This window comes from Mesorhizobium sp. WSM4312 (genome assembly GCF_002294875.1).
Lineage (GTDB): Bacteria > Pseudomonadota > Alphaproteobacteria > Rhizobiales > Rhizobiaceae > Mesorhizobium.
The window spans coordinates 1-18,132 of the sequence record NZ_NSFU01000003.1 but is presented as its reverse complement, the minus strand read 5'-3'; the positions used below and the strand labels follow the sequence as shown (position 1 = coordinate 18,132).

General features: G+C 62.5%; 17 protein-coding genes. 8 read left to right on the top strand and 9 right to left on the bottom strand.

What is annotated here, in order from left to right; genetic code table 11:
• Window positions 1-4 precede the first annotated feature (4 nt).
• From CK228_RS05375 to CK228_RS05340, 8 genes are all read right to left on the bottom strand, one after another.
• Window positions 5-1,084, bottom strand: a complete 1,080-nt coding sequence (locus CK228_RS05375) for a glycosyltransferase (protein ID WP_095787159.1) — start codon at window positions 1,082-1,084, stop codon at window positions 5-7.
• A gap of 38 nt (window positions 1,085-1,122) precedes the next feature.
• Window positions 1,123-1,572, bottom strand: a complete 450-nt coding sequence (locus CK228_RS05370; protein ID WP_095771650.1) for a hypothetical protein — start codon at window positions 1,570-1,572, stop codon at window positions 1,123-1,125.
• 13 nt (window positions 1,573-1,585) lie between these two features.
• Entirely contained in the window at window positions 1,586-3,028 is a 1,443-nt protein-coding gene (locus CK228_RS05365; RefSeq protein ID WP_095771943.1) for a GMC family oxidoreductase, read from the bottom strand.
• Window positions 3,029-3,092: 64 nt separating this feature from the next.
• A complete protein-coding gene (locus CK228_RS05360) occupies window positions 3,093-4,424 on the bottom strand; it encodes a UDP-glucose/GDP-mannose dehydrogenase family protein (RefSeq protein ID WP_095771649.1) in 1,332 nt (443 codons plus the stop codon).
• A gap of 49 nt (window positions 4,425-4,473) precedes the next feature.
• Complete coding sequence (locus tag CK228_RS05355) at window positions 4,474-5,355, bottom strand: family 16 glycosylhydrolase (RefSeq protein WP_095787158.1); 882 nt, start codon at window positions 5,353-5,355, stop codon at window positions 4,474-4,476.
• Between the two features lie 156 nt (window positions 5,356-5,511).
• On the bottom strand, window positions 5,512-5,913 hold the full coding sequence (locus tag CK228_RS05350; RefSeq protein WP_095787157.1) for a hypothetical protein: 402 nt from the start codon (window positions 5,911-5,913) through the stop codon (window positions 5,512-5,514).
• Window positions 5,914-6,193: 280 nt separating this feature from the next.
• Window positions 6,194-7,216, bottom strand: coding sequence for a glycosyltransferase (locus CK228_RS05345; protein WP_095787156.1), 1,023 nt, complete (start codon window positions 7,214-7,216; stop codon window positions 6,194-6,196).
• A gap of 64 nt (window positions 7,217-7,280) precedes the next feature.
• Complete coding sequence (locus CK228_RS05340) at window positions 7,281-8,405, bottom strand: nucleotidyltransferase family protein (RefSeq protein ID WP_095787155.1); 1,125 nt, start codon at window positions 8,403-8,405, stop codon at window positions 7,281-7,283.
• Window positions 8,406-8,922: 517 nt separating this feature from the next.
• Here CK228_RS05340 and CK228_RS05335 point away from each other — a divergent pair.
• From CK228_RS05335 to CK228_RS05310, 6 genes are all read left to right on the top strand, one after another.
• Window positions 8,923-9,075 carry a lasso peptide gene (locus tag CK228_RS05335; RefSeq protein WP_010913078.1) on the top strand — a complete coding sequence of 51 codons (153 nt, stop codon included), beginning with the start codon at window positions 8,923-8,925 and terminating at the stop codon, window positions 9,073-9,075.
• A gap of 137 nt (window positions 9,076-9,212) precedes the next feature.
• Window positions 9,213-9,512 carry a PqqD family protein gene (locus CK228_RS05330; protein WP_095787154.1) on the top strand — a complete coding sequence of 100 codons (300 nt, stop codon included), beginning with the start codon at window positions 9,213-9,215 and terminating at the stop codon, window positions 9,510-9,512.
• A gap of 43 nt (window positions 9,513-9,555) precedes the next feature.
• Window positions 9,556-10,011: a lasso peptide biosynthesis B2 protein gene (locus tag CK228_RS05325; protein WP_245437976.1), complete on the top strand. Its 456-nt coding sequence runs from the start codon at window positions 9,556-9,558 to the stop codon at window positions 10,009-10,011.
• Window positions 10,008-11,993: a lasso peptide isopeptide bond-forming cyclase gene (locus CK228_RS05320; protein WP_095787152.1), complete on the top strand. Its 1,986-nt coding sequence runs from the start codon at window positions 10,008-10,010 to the stop codon at window positions 11,991-11,993. Before CK228_RS05325 ends, CK228_RS05320 begins: the two co-directional genes overlap by 4 nt.
• Window positions 11,990-13,021 carry a serine kinase gene (locus CK228_RS05315; RefSeq protein WP_095787151.1) on the top strand — a complete coding sequence of 344 codons (1,032 nt, stop codon included), beginning with the start codon at window positions 11,990-11,992 and terminating at the stop codon, window positions 13,019-13,021. Before CK228_RS05320 ends, CK228_RS05315 begins: the two co-directional genes overlap by 4 nt.
• Before the next feature lie 8 nt (window positions 13,022-13,029).
• Window positions 13,030-14,874 (top strand): ABC transporter ATP-binding protein, encoded by a 1,845-nt coding sequence (locus CK228_RS05310; RefSeq protein ID WP_095787150.1) that lies wholly within the window; start codon window positions 13,030-13,032, stop codon window positions 14,872-14,874.
• 23 nt (window positions 14,875-14,897) lie between these two features.
• Here the strand turns inward: CK228_RS05310 and CK228_RS05305 are convergent, their stop codons facing one another.
• A complete protein-coding gene (locus CK228_RS05305; RefSeq protein ID WP_095771639.1) occupies window positions 14,898-15,173 on the bottom strand; it encodes an exopolysaccharide production repressor exox in 276 nt (91 codons plus the stop codon).
• Between the two features lie 600 nt (window positions 15,174-15,773).
• Here CK228_RS05305 and CK228_RS05300 point away from each other — a divergent pair.
• Both CK228_RS05300 and CK228_RS05295 read left to right on the top strand, forming a co-directional pair.
• Entirely contained in the window at window positions 15,774-16,451 is a 678-nt protein-coding gene (locus tag CK228_RS05300) for a sugar transferase (RefSeq protein ID WP_095771942.1), read from the top strand.
• Between the two features lie 84 nt (window positions 16,452-16,535).
• On the top strand, window positions 16,536-17,795 hold the full coding sequence (locus CK228_RS05295) for a polysaccharide biosynthesis/export family protein (protein WP_179295820.1): 1,260 nt from the start codon (window positions 16,536-16,538) through the stop codon (window positions 17,793-17,795).
• Window positions 17,796-18,132: the final 337 nt, after the last annotated feature.

The window sequence follows — 18,132 nt, the reverse complement described above, 5'->3', positions numbered from 1 at the left end:
CCGGCTACGCCGCCTGGCGCGCCCGCTGCTGAACCGCCCTGTCCAGGATAGAGAAGAAGGTGACGAACTGGCGGTCCGGATCGAGCTCCGGACGCGCCGCGAAGCCGCGCGCCAGGTTTGAAACCCCTTCATATTCCTTGTTATCGTTCCACAGCTGCCTGACAGCCGCGACCCAGTCGATGAGCGGAGCATCGTAGTCGAGTACCGTGCCGCCGGGGCCGATGGCTTCGGGCAGGCCACCGCGCCGCGAACCGACGACCGGGATGCCGCTGCAATGGGCCTCGGACGCGACTCGGCCCCAGGCCTCCTCCCATTTCGAGGGCGCAAGCAGGATCCTCGTGCGGCCATAGACCGTCTTCATGTCGTTGGTGCGGCTCTCCAGCGTGACGTTGCCGAGCGGCGCGATCGTCTCCTCGATGCGCGCGCGGTGGTCGTCGTCCAGCTTCCAGCTTTCGACGAACAGGAACGGGATTTCCGGGCAGGCGCCGGCGATGCGGACCGCCAGTTCGAAGCCCTTTTCCTCATAGGGGTTGATCAGCGTGACGAACTGGCCCGTGGTCGGCGTGCTGTACTGCGTCGGGTTGATGGTCGGCGGGATCACTGTCGCCTCGATGCCGAATTCCCGCTTGTAGGTGCGCGCGGTGAACTCCGAATTGGCGATGTAGAGTGCGGAACCCAGTTCGCGCAAATCGCCGCCCAACTCGTGGAACTCGACATTTCTGAGATAGACGACCAGCGGCACGCCCTCGGCCTTCAGCGCTTTGCTGAGGGGCACCGATTTGTGGCACTGAACCACCGCCACGTCCGGCCTCAGTTTCTTGACGGCAAAACCCGCCGCTTCCCAGGGAAACCACGCCCGGATCACCGGGTAGCCGGGAAAACTGTCGACGACCGCAGGCTGGCGCAACAGCTTCATCTTGGCACGCGCCTTCAAGCCGAAGACGCCGTCGCCGAAGAGGGCGGCAAGCACCGCGGCCTCATGTCCGTGCTCGATCAGCTGTTCGGCCAGATGATGCGTGCTCGACTGAACGCCGCCGCTGAACTCCGGCGGGTAGCCGTTGCCGCCTGCAAAAAGAACTTTCATGGTCGTGGCTCCTGTCTTTTCGCCGTGTCGAAAGCGCCTCACGCGCTCTTTGGCGGGTCAAGCGTCGCGAACGGATTGGTACATGAGTGCCATCCGGTGAACCGGATCGGATCGTCAGGCGAACTGCGCCAGGCGTAGTCCGTCAGCATATGGAATTCGGCGATGACCCAGCGGTCGAAATGTACCAGATCTTCCCGCTTTTCATGGGGCAGCAGACGGCGGACGGCGCCCAGTTTGAGCTCCTCGGCCAGAGTGACTGCGTCGCTCAATTTCTCGCTCGGAAAGATCCAGGGATTGCGGTTGCGGAACTCCAGCACGAACTGCTGCAGGTGCTCGATGCGCATATTCAGCCTGCCGAGATATTTTTCGAGCGTGACGCGAACCAGATCCTCGTCCGAAAACGAGGAGACGGCGGCGTAGGCAACGCCCGTCGAGGCAACGCCACCCGCCAGGATGGCCAGTGCGGAACGCCGTGTGACTTCGATCATCGGGCCGCTCCTCTCACGCGATCCGGCTCGCCGCCCGCAGGGACAAAGCCGCCGCGGTCAGGCTTGGGTTGGCGCAGGAGCAGCTCGGATAGGTGCTGGTTCCGACGACAACCAGGTTTCTCAACCGGTGATGGATCATGTTGCTGTCGATCACCGAATCAGCCGGGCCGGTACCCATCCTCAGCGTACCCTGGACATGCGATTCCGTTGGCCGGATGCCGCGGTCGAAGAGCCGCTCGACCGGCAGCGGGGCAAGCAGCGCCGGCAATTTGTCCAGCGCCCGGGCCATGCCCTTGACCGCATAGTCCGACGGTGCCTTGAAGGAGACGAAGGCATTGTCGTCCTTGTCGAGGGTGACGAAATTCTCGTGATCGAGCAGGTTTTCGGTGACCACGACCAGCGGCAGCGTCTGGCGCAACCGCCCCTGCTCGGCGCGCATCCCGTGCTGCCAGCGGTTTTCGAAATAGACCAGTGCCGCCGCATGCTCGGACCGGTGCGGACCGTCATAGAGGCCAAAATTCAGGCCGGTGGTGATGGTGCTGCCGTCGAAATTGTCGACGCCGTCGAGATAGACCTCGAAATTCCAGCCATAGGATTCATGCAGGCCGCGCCCGACGAATTCGTCTCCCAGGCCGGAGCGCAGCATGATCGCCGCGCTCTGGATGGCGTTGGCGCCGAGAATGAAAAGGTCGCCGCTGACCTGATACTCCTTGCCGTCATGAACGAAGGTGACCGAACGGACCGCGCCGCCGACCTGATCGAGCCTGCGCACTTCCGCACCGAGGCAGACCGAAACGTCGGGATGCTCGAAGACATGCATCAGGCCATTGTTGGCGGTGAATTTCGCGTCGACCGGGCACAGCCAGCAGCGCAGATTGGCACAGCACGAGGTGCGCTGCGCGGTCGGGACCCGGGCGCGAGCGGTCGGCATGACGAAATGCTGGCCGGGCTGGGCCACCTTCATCATCTTGTCCGGCGTCGACATGCGATGCGGCGGCTGCGGAAACGGTTTCGAGCGCGGCAGCATCGCCGCCATGTCGGGATCGCCGGAGATCGACATGATCTCTTCGGCATCGCAGTAGAATGGCTCGACGTCGTCATAGCTGATCGGCCAGTCATTGCCGACGCCATAGGTGCTTTTCAGCCTGAAGTCATTGGGATGGAACCTCGGCGTCTGGGCGAACCAGCAGTTGGTCCCGCCACCCAGTCCGATCGTGTAATTCCACGGCTTGTCGGAGTTGGTCTTGTATGTCGACTCGTCGTCGATGTCGGTGTTGGCGTTCTGGGCGAGCTGCCATTCATGCGTGTTGTGCCGACCCCATTCCAGGATCAGGATGCGCGCCTTACGCCGCATGGCGAATTCGTGCAGGAAGAAGGTCGAACCGAAACCGGAACCGATCGCGATGAGATCGAAATGATCCTTGGTGATTTGCTCTGGCTTTACGTCCAGCACCATCAGCCGCAACTCCTTTCCGCGCCGGGCGCGTATGCCAAATTCCGCTTGCTTCCCGCGGTCGCTCTCATGCCGCCATTCTGCCGATCGAGTGATATTCGATGCCGTGGCGCGCCACGACCTTGGGGTCATAGAGATTGCGGCCGTCGAAGATGACCGGCGTGGTCAGCGCGTCCTTCAACGCGTCGAAGGACGGGGCGCGAAAGCTCTTCCATTCGGTGGCGATGAGCAGCGCATCGGCGCCGCGCAAGGCCGCTTCCTTGGTGCCGCACAGCAGCAGGTCGTCGCGCAGGCCGTAAATGGCCTGGCATTCCTGCATCGCCTCCGGATCATAAGCCTGTACGGTCGCGCCGGCCTTCCACAGCGCTTCCATCAGGACGCGTGCCGGCGCCTCGCGCATGTCGTCGGTGTTGGGCTTGAAGGCCAGGCCCCACAGCGCAAAGGTCTTGCCCTTGAGACTGCCCTTGAAATAGCGGTTCACCTTGTCGAACAGCACGGATTTCTGGTCATTGTTGCGTTCCTCGACGGCGCGCAGCAGCTTGGCGTCGAACTTGACGCCCTCGGCGGTCTTGATCAGGGCGCGGACGTCCTTGGGAAAGCACGAGCCGCCATAGCCGAGACCCGGATAAATGAAGTGGTAGCCGATGCGCGGATCGCTGCCGATGCCCTTGCGCACCTCCTCGATGTCGGCGCCGAGCTGCTCGGCCAGATTGGCCATCTCGTTCATGAAGCTGATCTTGGTGGCCAGCATGCAGTTGGCGGCGTATTTCGTGAATTCGGCGCTGCGCACGTCCATCACGATCATCTTTTCGTGGTTGCGGTTGAAGGGCGCGTAAAGCTCACGCATCACCACCTCGGTCTCCTCGCTCGAGGTGCCGACGATGATACGGTCGGGCTTCATGCAATCGGCGACGGCCGAGCCTTCCTTGAGGAATTCGGGATTGGAGGCGACGTCGAAGGCAAGATCCTCACGCCCTCTCTTCTTCAGCGTCTCGGCGATCCTGGCTTTCACCTTTTCGCAGGTACCGACCGGCACGGTCGACTTGCCGACGACGATCTTGGCGCTATCCATCTCGCGGCCGATGGTCTCGGCGACCGCCAGCACGTATTTGAGGTCGGCCGAGCCGTCCTCGCCGGGCGGCGTGCCGACCGCGATCATCTGGATTTCACCGTGCCGGACGGCGGCGGCGGCATCGGTGGTGAATTTGATGCGGCCGGCGGCATGATTCTCCCTGACGATGCTTTCGAGGCCTGGCTCGAAGATCGGGACGAAGCCCTGGTTGAGGCGCTCCACCTTGCTTTCGTCGATGTCGACGCAAACCACCTGGTGGCCAACCTCGGCAAGCACCGCCGCCTGCACGAGGCCGACATAGCCAATTCCAAACACCGTCAAGTTCATTCGGTTTCATTCCCATCCATGGCCGCGACCCGTTCTCGGTCCGGCCGGTTCAATTCGTCTTTCCCAACTCTTTTACGCTGCATACGAGCGATTCCGGAAACTGGCATGGCTCGCCGAGCGCGGTGAAGGCAACGCGTTCGACCTGCAGCGAAAGCTTGCGGCCCGGATCAGCGAAGGCGCCCATCCAACCCTTCATGGTGTCGCTGCCCCAAAGGCTGAAGAAGATCTTCTGCGCGTGGCTGGGCAGCTTCGCCGGGTCGGTGATGGTGTTCACCAGCTGGCCGTTGACGTACCAGCGCAAACTGTCCTTCTCCCAGACGAAGGCGTAGTCGTTGAAGGCCTTGTCGGTGCCGCCCGGCACCTCGACCAGCTTCTCGTTCTTGCCCTTACCGTCGATATAGGCGTTGACCTGCACCTTGGAGGTGTCCTTGGTCAGGATCTCGAAGTCGATCTCGTCCCAGGGCTGCTTGTCCGACGGGCCGATATAGGTGAAGAAGGCCGCGTTGAGGCCGGAACCGGTGTCGGTCTTCAGCCGCGCCTCATAGGTGCCATAACCAAAGCGCTGCTTGGTCTGGATCTCGCCGCAGGCGAACTCGCGATCCTTCAGCTTCTGTTTTCCGAAGCCGAGCGACAGCACACCGTCTGAAAGCTCGACCAGCCCCTTCGACCAGGTGCAATTCTGGTGGCTGCCGTTGCTCCAGCCGTCGGAGACATACCAGCGAGACTTGTCGAAGCTCTTGAAATCATCGACGAAAGAGGGAGCGGACTGGATATCCTGCGCATGGGATGGAGCCGCAAAGAGGCTGCCGAGAGCAGCCAGCAGCAATCCGCCGATCAAGCCCAACCGCCGCAGGTCGCCTTGCCGGATCTCATGCGCGACGGAGGTTGCGGCAATTGCTGTCGTGGACGTGGTTTTCGGATCTAAATTCATGCCAAACTCACCTTTGTGCTGTGCGTCCCCAACCCAAAGTCGACGTTTGAACCGCTTCCAAACGGGCCAACCTTGGCCTCCTTTTCGAGCCCCCAGAAATCCCTCTCCTGTCCTGCATCATAGCTTTGAAGCTTGCATCATGCCTTTGAAGTAGTCTCACGCCCGGCTGGCGCCCGCGGGCTTGGCGAAATCAGCCGTGGCGGCCGAATCGGACTCCCCAACCGCGTCGAAGACCATATCGAGCGAATGACGCAGTTCCTTCATCAAACCGTGCTGGCGCGACAGTGCCGCGATGCGGCGCTCGCAATTCAGGATCGATTGCGTCAGCGCGCTGACTTCGGATGAGCGCTTCTCGGAAGCGGAGCCGTTTTCCATGGCTTCGACGAGAAAGGCCGCGTTGGTCGCCGTCTTGCGGTAGCGGCTCTCCAGGCCCGTTTTCTCGGCTGCGATCTCGGCGGAGATCTGCTCGAACAGTTTCGCCAGCCGGTCGAGGCGGGCGATGTCGGCCTGCCGGTCGCGGGCAGGATCCCTTGATCTGAAGCCAAATATCGAGGCCATGGGCTTAAATTCCTGTCATCGCCGGCTTACTGCCGACCACTGGCCGATCCCCGCAAGCAGGGCTGAAAAGCTCGTACCGCATCGTCCAACTCCTTTGACGGGAGAGACGTCGGACCAATCCGATCGGGGGCCAATTCGGTTGGTCGTTCGATTTGCTGCACCGCAACATAGACTGCCATCGTCGGAGCCGTGAGGCAACCACCCAATTCGTAAACTCTTAAATCCAGTGGAAATGGTTTGCACAGTGCGAATGCTGTTTGAGGGGTGACGCGGGCGCCCCTTACCGCTCCTTGCCCGCACTGGTCCCGGCCATCAGGAAACGCAACGGCGGCACGCGCTTTTGCCTGGACACAAGGCCAACGCGCCGAAACAGCGCCTCCAGCTTGTCGAAGGCCACGCCCTGGACGATGGGGACCAGGTTGGATTGACTTGCAAAGGCGTAGGCCGCGGCCGAAGCCAGCCCGCGCTCGGCCTTCACGTCGAGAAAATTGCGCAGCCGGTATTTGTCGCGCACATGCCGCTCGTGCCGCCGCAGCACCGCCTTGGAGCCTTCCGGCAGGCTGTCTATCGCCAACAGCGCCAGATCGGCGTCGGCCAGCCGCTTCAGATCCTGCGTCTTGTGGCGGCCGCTGAGCGAATCAGCGCGTACGATGGCGCCGTAGCCGCAGGAACGGATGACCTTGAACCGCGCGCCGTGGGCGACCGCGCGGGCGTAGAGTTCGTAGTCCTCGCCCAGCCGCAGGCTTTCGTCGTAGCGCAATCGGTGCCGATCGAGGAAGGCGCGGCTGATCACCGGCTTCAAGAAGCCCAGCTCGCCTCTTTGCACGCGGCGCCTGGAGATGTTGCCTTCGACGAAGCGCTCGAAGTCGAGGAATTCCGGATCGGCGGCAAAATCCGGAGCGACGATCTTGGTCGCGTCATCAGTCGCATCATCCCTGATGAGCATGATGTTGTCGGCCGCGAAATCCCAGTCGGCGGCGGCAAACAGATTGCGGAACCGGCCCCCGAGGAAGAAGTCGTCGGCATCCAGAATGCTGATGAACGGCGCTTTCGAACCTGCGATCGCGGCATTGCGCGCGAAGGAGGGGCCACGATTGACCTCAAGGCGCATGACCTTGAGCCGGCCGCTGCCGTCGTCGGCGGCGCGGGCGACCTCGGCCGTATTGTCGGTAGAGCCGTCGTCGACGACAACGACCTCCGCCACCTCGGGCTCGCGCAATGCGGACGCGATGGCGACCGCGATCGTGCGTGCCGCGTTTTTGGCCGCGATGATCACGCAGACCTCTGATTTCGTCATCGACATGGGTTAGCCTCTTGCACAGGTTCCGATTTGCCCTCGCCCTGTACGTATTGCAACACCACCGCCATCACGGGCTGGCCGGCCGCTCGAAGATGCGGCGGCTGATATCCGCCGACGCTGCCCAGCCGGCTTCGGCCAGGTAGCGGACGGGAGCCCTGCCGCACAATTCCCACAACACCGTTCGCCGCTGCGGCCACCGCAAGGATGACAGCCATGGCGCGATGACCATGTTGAGCAGGTCCTCGTTGCCGATGCGCGACAAGACCGGCTTGGCCCGCTCCGACAGAAGCGTGCCGGTGGCGCCCAGCAGCACATCGGCGGCGCGCAGGCCGAGCAGCAACGTGTCGTCCAGCCCCTGGCTCACCGCTGCATCCAGCACACGCTGCTGATCGGCCTCGCCAAGACGGTTGGCGCTGGCCCTGATATCGCAGACATAGCCGGCGCAGGGTTCGCGGTTGAACAGTGCCTTGGCGACGCTGATGCAGGACAGCATCAACGTGTCGGCGGCCGATGTGAACGGCACTTCGGTGCCGGTGATCTCGACCAGCCGCTTGCGCCGCAGGAAACCGTCGGCATCGCGCGGACTGGGCGAGCCGGGCTGCTGGAGGCGGTAATGAAGGTCGACCGTGGACGGCCCGTTGCCACGGATCATGTGCTGCTCGCCAAGGAAGCGGACCCACCAGAGGGAGCGTGACTTGCCTGAGACCTCATAGCCGATCGAGCGCAGCGCATTGCGTGCTTTCGTGAATCCGGACGGGGAAACCAGGATGTCGACATCGCCCGAAGGCTTCATGAAATGGTCGTCATAGAGCAGATGCTGCTGGAAGGGACCTTTGAGAAAGACGAAATCGATCTGCCTGTCGCGCAGCGCCCGATGGATCGCCATCGAATCCATGAGACAGGCGGCGTTCATCGACACCGTCCGCCGGCGATAGGTGTCGAGCCATTGGAAAAGTACGGCGGGCCTTTCGGTGGCCGGGGCGCGCGACAGCGCTTTCAAAACGAAGGTGGCGACCTTGTTCAGCCTGGCGATATCGGCGACGGCGGCGGCGGAAAGGCTCGGCGTCGACACATTGCCGGCCAGAGCCGCCGCGCCTGAGAAATACAACCGCAGGCAGGCCTGCACATAGGCAATCTCGTCGGCACAGTCGGCGGCGCGCAGTCGTTCATAGGAACTTTCCGGCAAGGCCATTGAGCGCATGGTCTCCAAAATGCGGTTTGCACGGCGTTTATGCTGCAAATGCGAAACAAAGCATCCTCAAAAACCTGGACGCCGTAAAGTCTTTCCTTTCGCAGTGCGAAATTTTGCAACCAGAGCGTTTGCCGCGCTTCCTCGATGCGGCGCAACATTCGGCTGAAATTCCGACGCAATCGTGGCGCTACAGCTGATCATCGACACCAGCTGGCTGACAAGAATCCATCATTTTAGACATGCCTAAAAAAGCGTCATCGCCATGAACTTTTTATGCAAGCAAATTCAATTGCTTAAAGAATCGCCAGCGCTGAAGGCAGACTGCATCAAGCTTCAACTCGACAAAGGTGGAATCTTGAGCATTCCGCACACGCATGGTGACGTCCGCAACCCGTAATTGATTAACCAGAAGTAAATCAGGCTTGACTCATAAATGTTGCTATGCAGCTATTGCATCGCAGCATGAAAGTGCTGACGGCACTCGACAGGCCGTTTCCAGTCCTCAGTGGAGAGTAAAATGGAACAGAATGTTGAAAAGCATGAGTACGAAACGCCAAGCCTGACAGTACATGGTTCGATCGAAACCATTACCCAGGGCGGTGGCGGCAGCACGGCAATCGACGCGTCGTTTCCGGCGCACACCCCGATTGGCGACCTGACGTTCTCCTGAGACTAGCTTGGTTCTGGAGGAGTGACGTTGGGCCTCCAGGATTGAAGACCGCAAATGGAGCCGGGGATGAAAATCCCCGACTTTCCGCTTTTTGAACTGACGACGCGTAGACCGTGTGTTGCTAACGAGGTTTTGGCATGAACTGGAACCCATCCGAGCACGATTGCGTAAGTGCCACCGGGGATGCGGTGGCCTGTGAATTCGGCGATGGCCTCGCGCTTCTCAACCTGAAATCCAATATCTATTACAGCCTCAACAGCGTCGGTGCGTTCATCTGGGAGCAGATCCAGGAGCCGAAGTCGATCGCCGATATCCGCAGCGCCGTGCTTGCGCGCTACAATGTCGACGCCGAGCGCTGTAAGGCTGACGTCGACGCCTTGCTTAAGGGCTTCGCCGAAAACGGACTTGCGAGGCTGCACAATGAGGCACTTGTCTAGGCAGGTTCCGCAGAAGGCCATGATCTCGCGGCAGAGACCTGCGATGGACCAAAGACCGAGGGCTGCCAAACGCCGGCCCGGCCGGGGATTGGCCAGGATCCTGTCCCTGAGCGGCTCGGAAGCCCTTTTCCTCTGCCACTGCCTGCTGGTGGTCGCGACCGTCCGGCTGGGGCTGACCTTGTTTTCCTACAACCGTGTTCGCGGCATGGTGACCCGGCTCGACGCGCGCCAGTGCGCCAGCATGGGCGAACTGCGGCTCGTCGCCTGGGGGGTTGCCGCGGCCGCACGGTTCGTGCCGCGCGCCACCTGCCTTACCCAGGCGCTTTCGGGCCAATACATTCTCGCGCGCCAGGGCAATGCCTCCAACATCCGCATCGGCATCGAACGCGGCACGGGCGAGCAGTTGAAGGCGCATGCCTGGCTGGTCAGCGACAACCATGTCGTGCTTGGCGGCTCCGTCGATGGTTTCGCGCATCTGGTCGACCACGGCAGCCGATGAGCGGCGTGGCCGGAATCCTGCTGCGACAGGGACACGCTGTAGCGGTCCGGGGACACGCGGTAGCGGTCCGAGGACACGCTGAAACGGTCCGGGGACACGCGCTGGCGGACGCGGCGACCGATATCCAGCGGATGCTGGCCCGCATGCGCCATCGCGGTCCCGACGGAAATTCATGGTGGCTGGACAGCATCGTCGCCCTTGGCCACGCCTGGCTCAACACCACGGATGAAGCCGGCCCCGGCCCGCTGACGATGGCCGGCGGCAAGCTCGCCATCACCGCCGATTGCCGGCTGGACAATCGCGACGAGCTGATGGCGAGGCTTGGCATACGCGACAGGTCGGTTGCGGACGCCGTATTGCTGATGCGGGCCTATCTGCGCTGGGGCGAAGCCTGCCCCGTGCATCTGCAGGGCGATTTCGCCTTTGCCATCTGGGACGCCGAGCGGCAGCTGCTGTTCTGCGCGCGCGACCATTTCGGGGTCAAGCCATTCTACTACCACGCGGCGGACCGGCTTTTTGCCTTTGCCTCCGAGATCGGGCCTATGCTTGGGCTTGACGGGGTCGGCGCGCGCATTAGCGAGCATCGGATTTCGGGATTCCTGGCCGGGCTTCCCGACGACCCGCAATCCACCCCCTACAGCGATATCTTCAGCCTGCCGGCGCGTCACAGCCTGACGGTCACCGCGCAACAAGTGGTGCTGCGCCGATACTGGCAGATCGAGCCGTCGGCACGACCGCCGCGGTCGGATGCGGCGGAGGAATTCGCGCATCTGTTTTCGCAATCGGTGCGCAATCGCATGCGCGGAAGCCCGTCGGTCGGCGCGATGCTGAGCGGCGGCCTCGATTCCTCCTCGATCGCCTGTGTCGCCGGCCTGCAGAACGCCGCCGAGCGGAAACCCAGGCTGCCGACCTTTTCGCTGGTTTTCGAGAAGGGCTCGTCGATGGACGAACGGGTCTTCATCGATGCGGTGCTCGATCAGCAGAAGACCGATCCGACATTGATCCCCGTCGGCAATTATGCGCCCTTCGCCGAGTTCGAACGGGTGCTGGAGGAACAGGAGGGCACCTTCCTGGCGCCGGGCCTGACGCTGACCCGCGGCATCTACCGGACGGCGGGCGCAAAAGGCGTCAAGGTGCTGCTCGACGGCCATGGCGGCGACGAGGTCGTCTCACAGGGACATGGCCATCTGCACGAGCTTGCCAATGGCGGAAGGTGGCTGGACCTTTGGCGCGAGGTTCGCAGCGCCTCCAACACCTATGGCGACAGCACGCTCGGCCTTTATTTCCAGTTCCTGACCCTTTACGGACCGGCCTGGCGCATCGCCAAGGCGAGACAGCTGGCGAACCGTGCCCTCAACAGGATACGCAAGCCCACGCAAATGCAGCGCGGCCGCAGCTGGCGCGACCTGATCAATCCGGACCTGGCCAGGCGGACCGAACTCATCGACCGCTTCCATCGGGCCGGCTATATGCCGCCCGGCGTCCAGGCCAGCGACGCACTCAGCCATCGCTGGATCCTGTCCAACGGCTATGTGCCGCACTCTTTCGAAGTGCTCGACAAGGCCGCTGCCAATTTCGGCGTCGAGCCGCGCTATCCGTTCTGGGACAAGCCGCTGGTCGAATTCTGCCTGGCGCTGCCGGGCGAGGAGAAACTCAACCACGGCTTTGGCCGCTACGTGTTGCGCCGGGCGATGGAGGGCATCCTGCCGGCAGCGGTGCAGTGGCGGCGCGACAAGATCGATTTCACCGCCAATCTCGTCAACGGCATGGTGCGCAACCACCGCGACCTCCTGCAACAGCTGCTGGTTTCGGATGCCGGCCGTATCGCGCCCTATGTCAACCTGCCGCAGGTGAGCGCCGCCTATGCGCGGCTGCTGCGCCAGCCCGATCAGGCAGCGCCGCTGGATGTCCAGTATGTCTGGCGTTCGGCCTCGCTGTCGTTGTGGCTGCGGCAGGTCCAGCACGGCGGGAGCCCCGCATGATGCCGCGCAACCAGCCGCTCGCCACATATGTCGGCGATCCTCCCTCCCATGGCCGGACCACGAGGGAGCGTCGCTACTACCGGGCTTACGGCCTGACCGTGGCGTCCGACGTGGCGCTGCCCGAGCTGGAGCCGGCGGAGCCGGCTGCGGCGGATATACTGATCGCCATCGGCACGATCGACATGCCGAAGCCTTCGTCCGAGGCCGCGACGATCTTCCGCTTTGAGCCGGACCGGCAATATCTGGCTTGGCATGCCGTCGGCGCCTTCCTGATCAGCGATGCCAGCCGCATCGACATCGAGCCGGCACCCGGCGTGGATGACGCCCTGCTTGCCTTTCCACTGCTTGGGCCGGTGATGGCGCTGCTGCTGCACCAGCGCAGCCTGCTCGTCCTGCATGCCAGCGCCATCGCGGTGGCCGGCAGGGGAGCCATCTTCATGGGCGACAAGGGTGCCGGCAAATCGACCACGGCAAGCGCCATGATCCGGGCCGGTCATCATCTGCTTACCGACGATGTCGTGGCGCTCGATCTCGCCAGGCCGGACGCGCCGATGATCGTTCCGGGCTTTCCCCAGATCAAGCTTGCCGCGGACGCCGCGGCCGCGATCTCGCTTGGCCAGGCGGAGGTGCGGCCGCAAGTGCATCCGGCGATCGAGAAGATGCAGCACCGCCTGCATGGCGCCTTCTCCGGCGGCATGGTGCCGGCGACCAGGATCTATGTCCTCGAGCGCGGTGCGAAGGCCGCGATCACGCCCTTGCCCGGCATTGCCGCCCTGCCGGCGATCATCAAGTTCTCCTATGTGACGCGGTTCGGCCGCGCGGCGCTCCCTGGCGATTTCGCGGCGCTGCATCTTCGCCAATGTTCAGCAATCGCTAACCATATCGGCGTCTTCCGGCTGGAAGTTCCGACCGGCCTCGACAGGATTGGCGAGGCCGTGGCGCTGATCGAAGGCGACCTGGCGGCCGGGGATCTGGCGGCCCCGGACCTCACGACCAGAGAGCTGGCGGCCGGCCGTCGGCAGCGGTGAGCGCAATCATGTCGAAATCTTCGATCCTTCGCCTGTCGCTGTTTCGCGATGTCGCCGCGTTCGGCGCCGTCATCGCCCAGATCGGCGGGCGGCGGACCTGGACGGCACTGCTGTTCCTGATCCTCGGCAGCCTGACGGAAGGCATTTCGATCCTGCTGCTTGTGCCGCTGCTGCACCTGGTCGGGCGCGCCGACCAGGATTTCGCGGTCCGCTTGCCGAACAATGATTTCGTGCGCTGGCTGGTGCCCGAGGGAACGCTGCAACTGACGACGGTGCTGTGCGCGCTGGTCGGGCTCGTTGCCGTGCAGGCAGCATTCAACCGCTTCAAGTCGGTCTACATGGCCAGGCTTCTCTTCGATTTCGTCAACCGTTTGCGCATGAACCTGTTCGAGAGCATCGGCAAGGCGCGCTGGGGCGTGTTCTCGCGCATGCGAAGCTCCGATCTCGACCATGCCCTGACCGGCGACATCGATCGCGTCCAGGGCGCCGCCTTCTCGCTTTTGATGCTGGTGCAGATCGCGGTGCTTTTGGTGGGCTATCTCGTGATCTCTATGTTCATCTCACCGGTGATGACGGCGTTTGCGATCGTCATCGGCATCGTGATGTTCATAGCGCTGCAGCCGTTTCGCGCGCGCGCCACCGCTTTCGGGCGCGTCCTGACCAGCAATCGCCAGGATCAGTACCGCACGGTCTCGGAGTTCCTCGGCGGCATCAAGGTGGCCAAGAGCCTGAATGTCGAGGCCAGCTATTTCGCGCAGTTGCGGTCGACGTTGGAAAAGATGAAGGCCGACAATATCGACTATGTGCGCAACAGCTCGATCGGCACCGCGGTGTTCCAGGTGGCGAGCGTGGTAGGCCTCAGCCTGTTCATCTATGTGGCGCTGGTCCGCTTCAACCTGTCGCTGGCCGAGATTGTCGTTCTGCTTCTCGTCTTCATGCGCATCGCGCCGCGCTTCATGGACATGCAGACGCAGGCCCAGCAGGTGCTGATCAACCTGCCTGCCTATACGGCCATGCGCAGCCTGCAGGCCCGTTTCGACGCCGAGCGCGAACCCGGCCATGCCGAATCCGGGGATGCCGGCAAGCTGTCGCTCGATACCGGGCTGAACATTCGCGGCGTCTCCTTCGGCTACGACGACGGCTCCGGCAAGGCGGCGGTGAGCGACATCACCTTCGGTCTCCCTGCCGGAAAAGTCACTGCCCTGATCGGCCCCTCGGGATCGGGCAAGAGCACGATCGCCGACATGCTGCTCGGCCTGCTCGAGCCGACCGCCGGCAAGATCCTGGTCGACGGCGTCGAGATCGATGCCGGCAATCGCCGGCGCTGGCGTGATCAGGTGGCCTATGTGCCGCAGGACGTGTTCCTGCTGCATGACACGATCGCGGCGAACCTGCGCCTTGCCGCGCCGCAGGCCAGCGACGACGATCTGTGGATCGCGCTGCGCGCCGCTCATGCCGGTGACTTCGTCGAACGGCTCGACCTGCAGCTCAAGACGGTGGTCGGCGACCGCGGCGTGCGGCTCTCCGGCGGCGAGCGCCAACGCATTGCGCTGGCGCGTGCGCTGCTGCGCAAGCCGTCGCTGCTCATCCTCGATGAGGCGACCAGCGCGCTCGACTGGCAGAACCAGTCGCTGATCGCCCGGTCGATCGACGGCTTGCGCGGCGCGATGACCATCCTGACCATCGCGCACCGGCCATCGATGATCGCCTTCGCCGACTGGGTGGTGGCGATGGAAGACGGCCGTATCGTGGAGGTCGGCCAGTATCAGCGGCTGAAGGCCAAGCCGGCGAGCCGGCTGTCGAGGATGCTGTCGGGGGAACAATCGGAAACCGAATCCGCCGATGTGGCCTGAGGCCGCGGATACCTTTGCAGGAGCTAATGCAGGCTGCGCCGGGCGTTTCCCAGCTTCTCGCCTTCGGTCACGTCGGGCGCACTCAGCTTTCTCTCAGCTTCGCGCAGCCTGTCGGCTTGCGTCGGCGCACTCCTGGCGATCATGGCATAGACGAGGACGAAATAGCCGGCCTGGATGATACCGGCACAGATGATGACGCGCATCAGCGTCATGCCCAGCGAAGCGCCGCCAAGCCATGACCAGGCGACGACGATTGCAAGAGCGAAAATCATCCCAACGATGAATTTTGGAAGCGACATACCCAACAGCCCATAAACCGGCCCGGGTTATATCAAACGATAGCCCCACCCGAGCGCCGTCCCTTGTCATGCGGGCTTGTAGAGGTGCCCGCTATCGGCCGGTTGCTTCCGGCCTTTCAACCTGTCGCCACTCTGACAGGTATAATTTGCAATTCTATTAAGGCGAGCAGAAGGCGGCAAGGGCAACCGCACATATTTTTGATTGAGCTTGCGCGATCGACTCTGGCATGCTGCAACGCACACCACCGCAATTCACTCAACCTGCAGCCGCCGACCCGTTTCAGTACAATTCCCAATATTATGTAGTATTTTATGTTAATAGTCGGGAACTTTGCGCCTTCCTAAAGCTCTAATATGTACCATTCCGGGCCTGCGAGAACGCCTTGCCCCAGATTCGCCGCGAAAAGGGCTGCATTTTTTTACGCTTGCCCATTTATTGTCACAATTGTGCTAAACATCCTGAAAAATGTGCATCGCTAGCTTATTATTTAGTCAATTCATGACGTGACTATTTCAGTGGGCCGGGAAATTGTGTGTTGCGCTGCAACATTTTTTTGGTATCGTGTGGTGAACCATTCGTTCAACGCATGGAGTTTCCGCATGAGGGATATTGCCAAGTCGGCCACGGCGGGCTTTTCGCAGGCTGACACCGATTTTCCGCCGCCTATCGGCGGCCTCATCAAGCGCAGCTTCGATATTGTCGGTTCACTGGTTGGTCTGATCGCGCTCAGCCCGCTGTTCATCATGGTAGCGCTGCTGGTCAAATTTTCCGACGGTGGATCGATTTTCTACGGCCATCGGCGAATCGGGCGCGGCGGACGGATTTTTCCGTGCCTGAAATTCCGCACCATGGTTCCGGACGGTGACAAGGTGCTGGCCGCCTATCTCGCCACCAATCCGGAGGCCAATGCGGAATGGATAGCGACCCGCAAGCTGAAGAACGATCCGCGCGTCACCCGTGTCGGCGCGGTGTTGCGGAAGCTCAGCCTCGACGAATTGCCGCAGATCATCAACATCCTGCAGGGCGATATGAGCCTTGTCGGGCCTCGCCCGGTGGTGCGCGACGAGCTGGAAATCTACGGCAGCGCCGCGGTCTACTATCTGAAGTCGCGGCCCGGCCTGACCGGCCTGTGGCAGGTCAGCGGCCGCAACGACGTCTCCTACGACAGCCGCGTCGCCTTCGACCGCCACTATGTCGAGAACTGGTCGCTGTTCGGCGACGTGCGCATCATCATCAAGACCGTGCCGGCCGTCTGGATGTCACGCGGCTCCTACTGACCGGACGCCGGGACCAGGCATCCGGCGGCAAGCTCATCGGGCGATGGGGCTAAAACGGATCGGAACGTTCAGTTGAAAAAAGACATGTTCGAAGCTTTTGGCAGCGGCCGCTTTTCCGGCCGCTCTCGGCTTATGGCCACCTGCCTTGCGATGTCGCTCGCTTTTCTTCCCCAGGTCGCCATCTCAGGCGAATACCAGCTCGGCTCGCAGGACAAACTCAACATCCGTATAGCCGAATGGCAGACCGTCGAAGGCACGTTCCGCGACTGGTCGGCGGTGAACGGCGAATACACGATCGGCCCGGCCGGCACGCTGTCGGTGCCTTTCGTCGGCGAGTTGCCGGCGGCCGGCAAGACCACGGCGGAAGTCGCGGCGGCAATCGGCGAGGCACTGCAGCACAAGCTCGCTCTGTCGGACAAGCCCGAGGCCTCGGTCGAGATGGCGCAGTTCCGGCCCTTCTATATTTCGGGCGAAGTGCAGAATCCCGGCCAGTTTCCTTTTGTGCCCGAACTGACGGTGCTGAAAGCGATCAGCGTCGCCGGCGGCATCAGGCGCAGCGCCGATTACGGTCCCCAGCTCGGCAAGGACCTGGTCACCGCCAAGGGCAATTTCGATATCTCCGACGACCAGCGCGTCCGGCTGCTCGTCAGGCGCGCCCGCATCGATGCCGATCTGGCCGGCAAGGCAAGTTTCGAAGCGCCCAAAGAGGTCGAGGGCGATCCGCGGCTGCCGACCATCGTCGCCGACGAAATGACGATCCTGACCGCAGATCAGAAGGCGCTGAAGCTGAAGCTCGAGGCGCTCGACGATCTCAAGAGTGTCCTTCAGTCCGAAATCGAATCACTGCAGAAGAAGATCGTCAACCAGCAGAAGCAGGTCGACCTGGCGCAGCAGCAGCTCACCAGTATCGGTCCGCTGGCGCAGAAGGGACTGGTCGCCAATGCGCGACTGCTGGATTCGCAGCAGTCCGTCACCGACCTGCAGGGCAAGATCCTCGACTACGAGACGGCCATTCTCACCGCCAAGCAGTCGATCAGCAAGGCGACGCAGGATGCCATCGATGCCCAGAACACGTTGAGCTCGAGCCTCGCCGCCGACCGGCAGCAGACCGAAGCCGACCTGAACGAGGCCGCGCTGAAGGTGAACATGCAGAAAGGCCTGATAGCCCAGGCCAGCGATCCCGCGACGACGGCCGCCATCACCAATGGCCAGCAGCCTACCCTGCTTTATTCGCTGGTGCGCAATGTCGACGGCAAGACCAGCGAAATCGCGGCGAAGGAAGAAACACCGGTGCTGCCCGGCGACGTGATCAAGGTCAAGCTGGCACCGCTGGCCAGCCAATAGGTCGCAGACTTCGGCGCGATCCAGCCGCTCCGATCCATCGCACAACGAGTTCCAACCTCCACCAGGCCCGTCTGGTGGAGGTTTTGCCATGATGAGCGATCCAGGCCGCGAAATGATAGAGCGTTTCACCGTTTCACGGAAACGGCGAGCCGTTCCATCTCTTTGTTCCGACGCAATTCCCAAGGGAAACCGCCACGCTCTTTTCCCGGAAAATGGAGTGCGCCCCTCGGAGCGGACAGGATCAAGCGGCAGTTTTGACCATCTTCCGGGCGTGTTGGTCTTCGAACTGTTGCGGGCTGAGATAGCCGAGCGCTGAATGCAATCGGCGGGTGTTGTA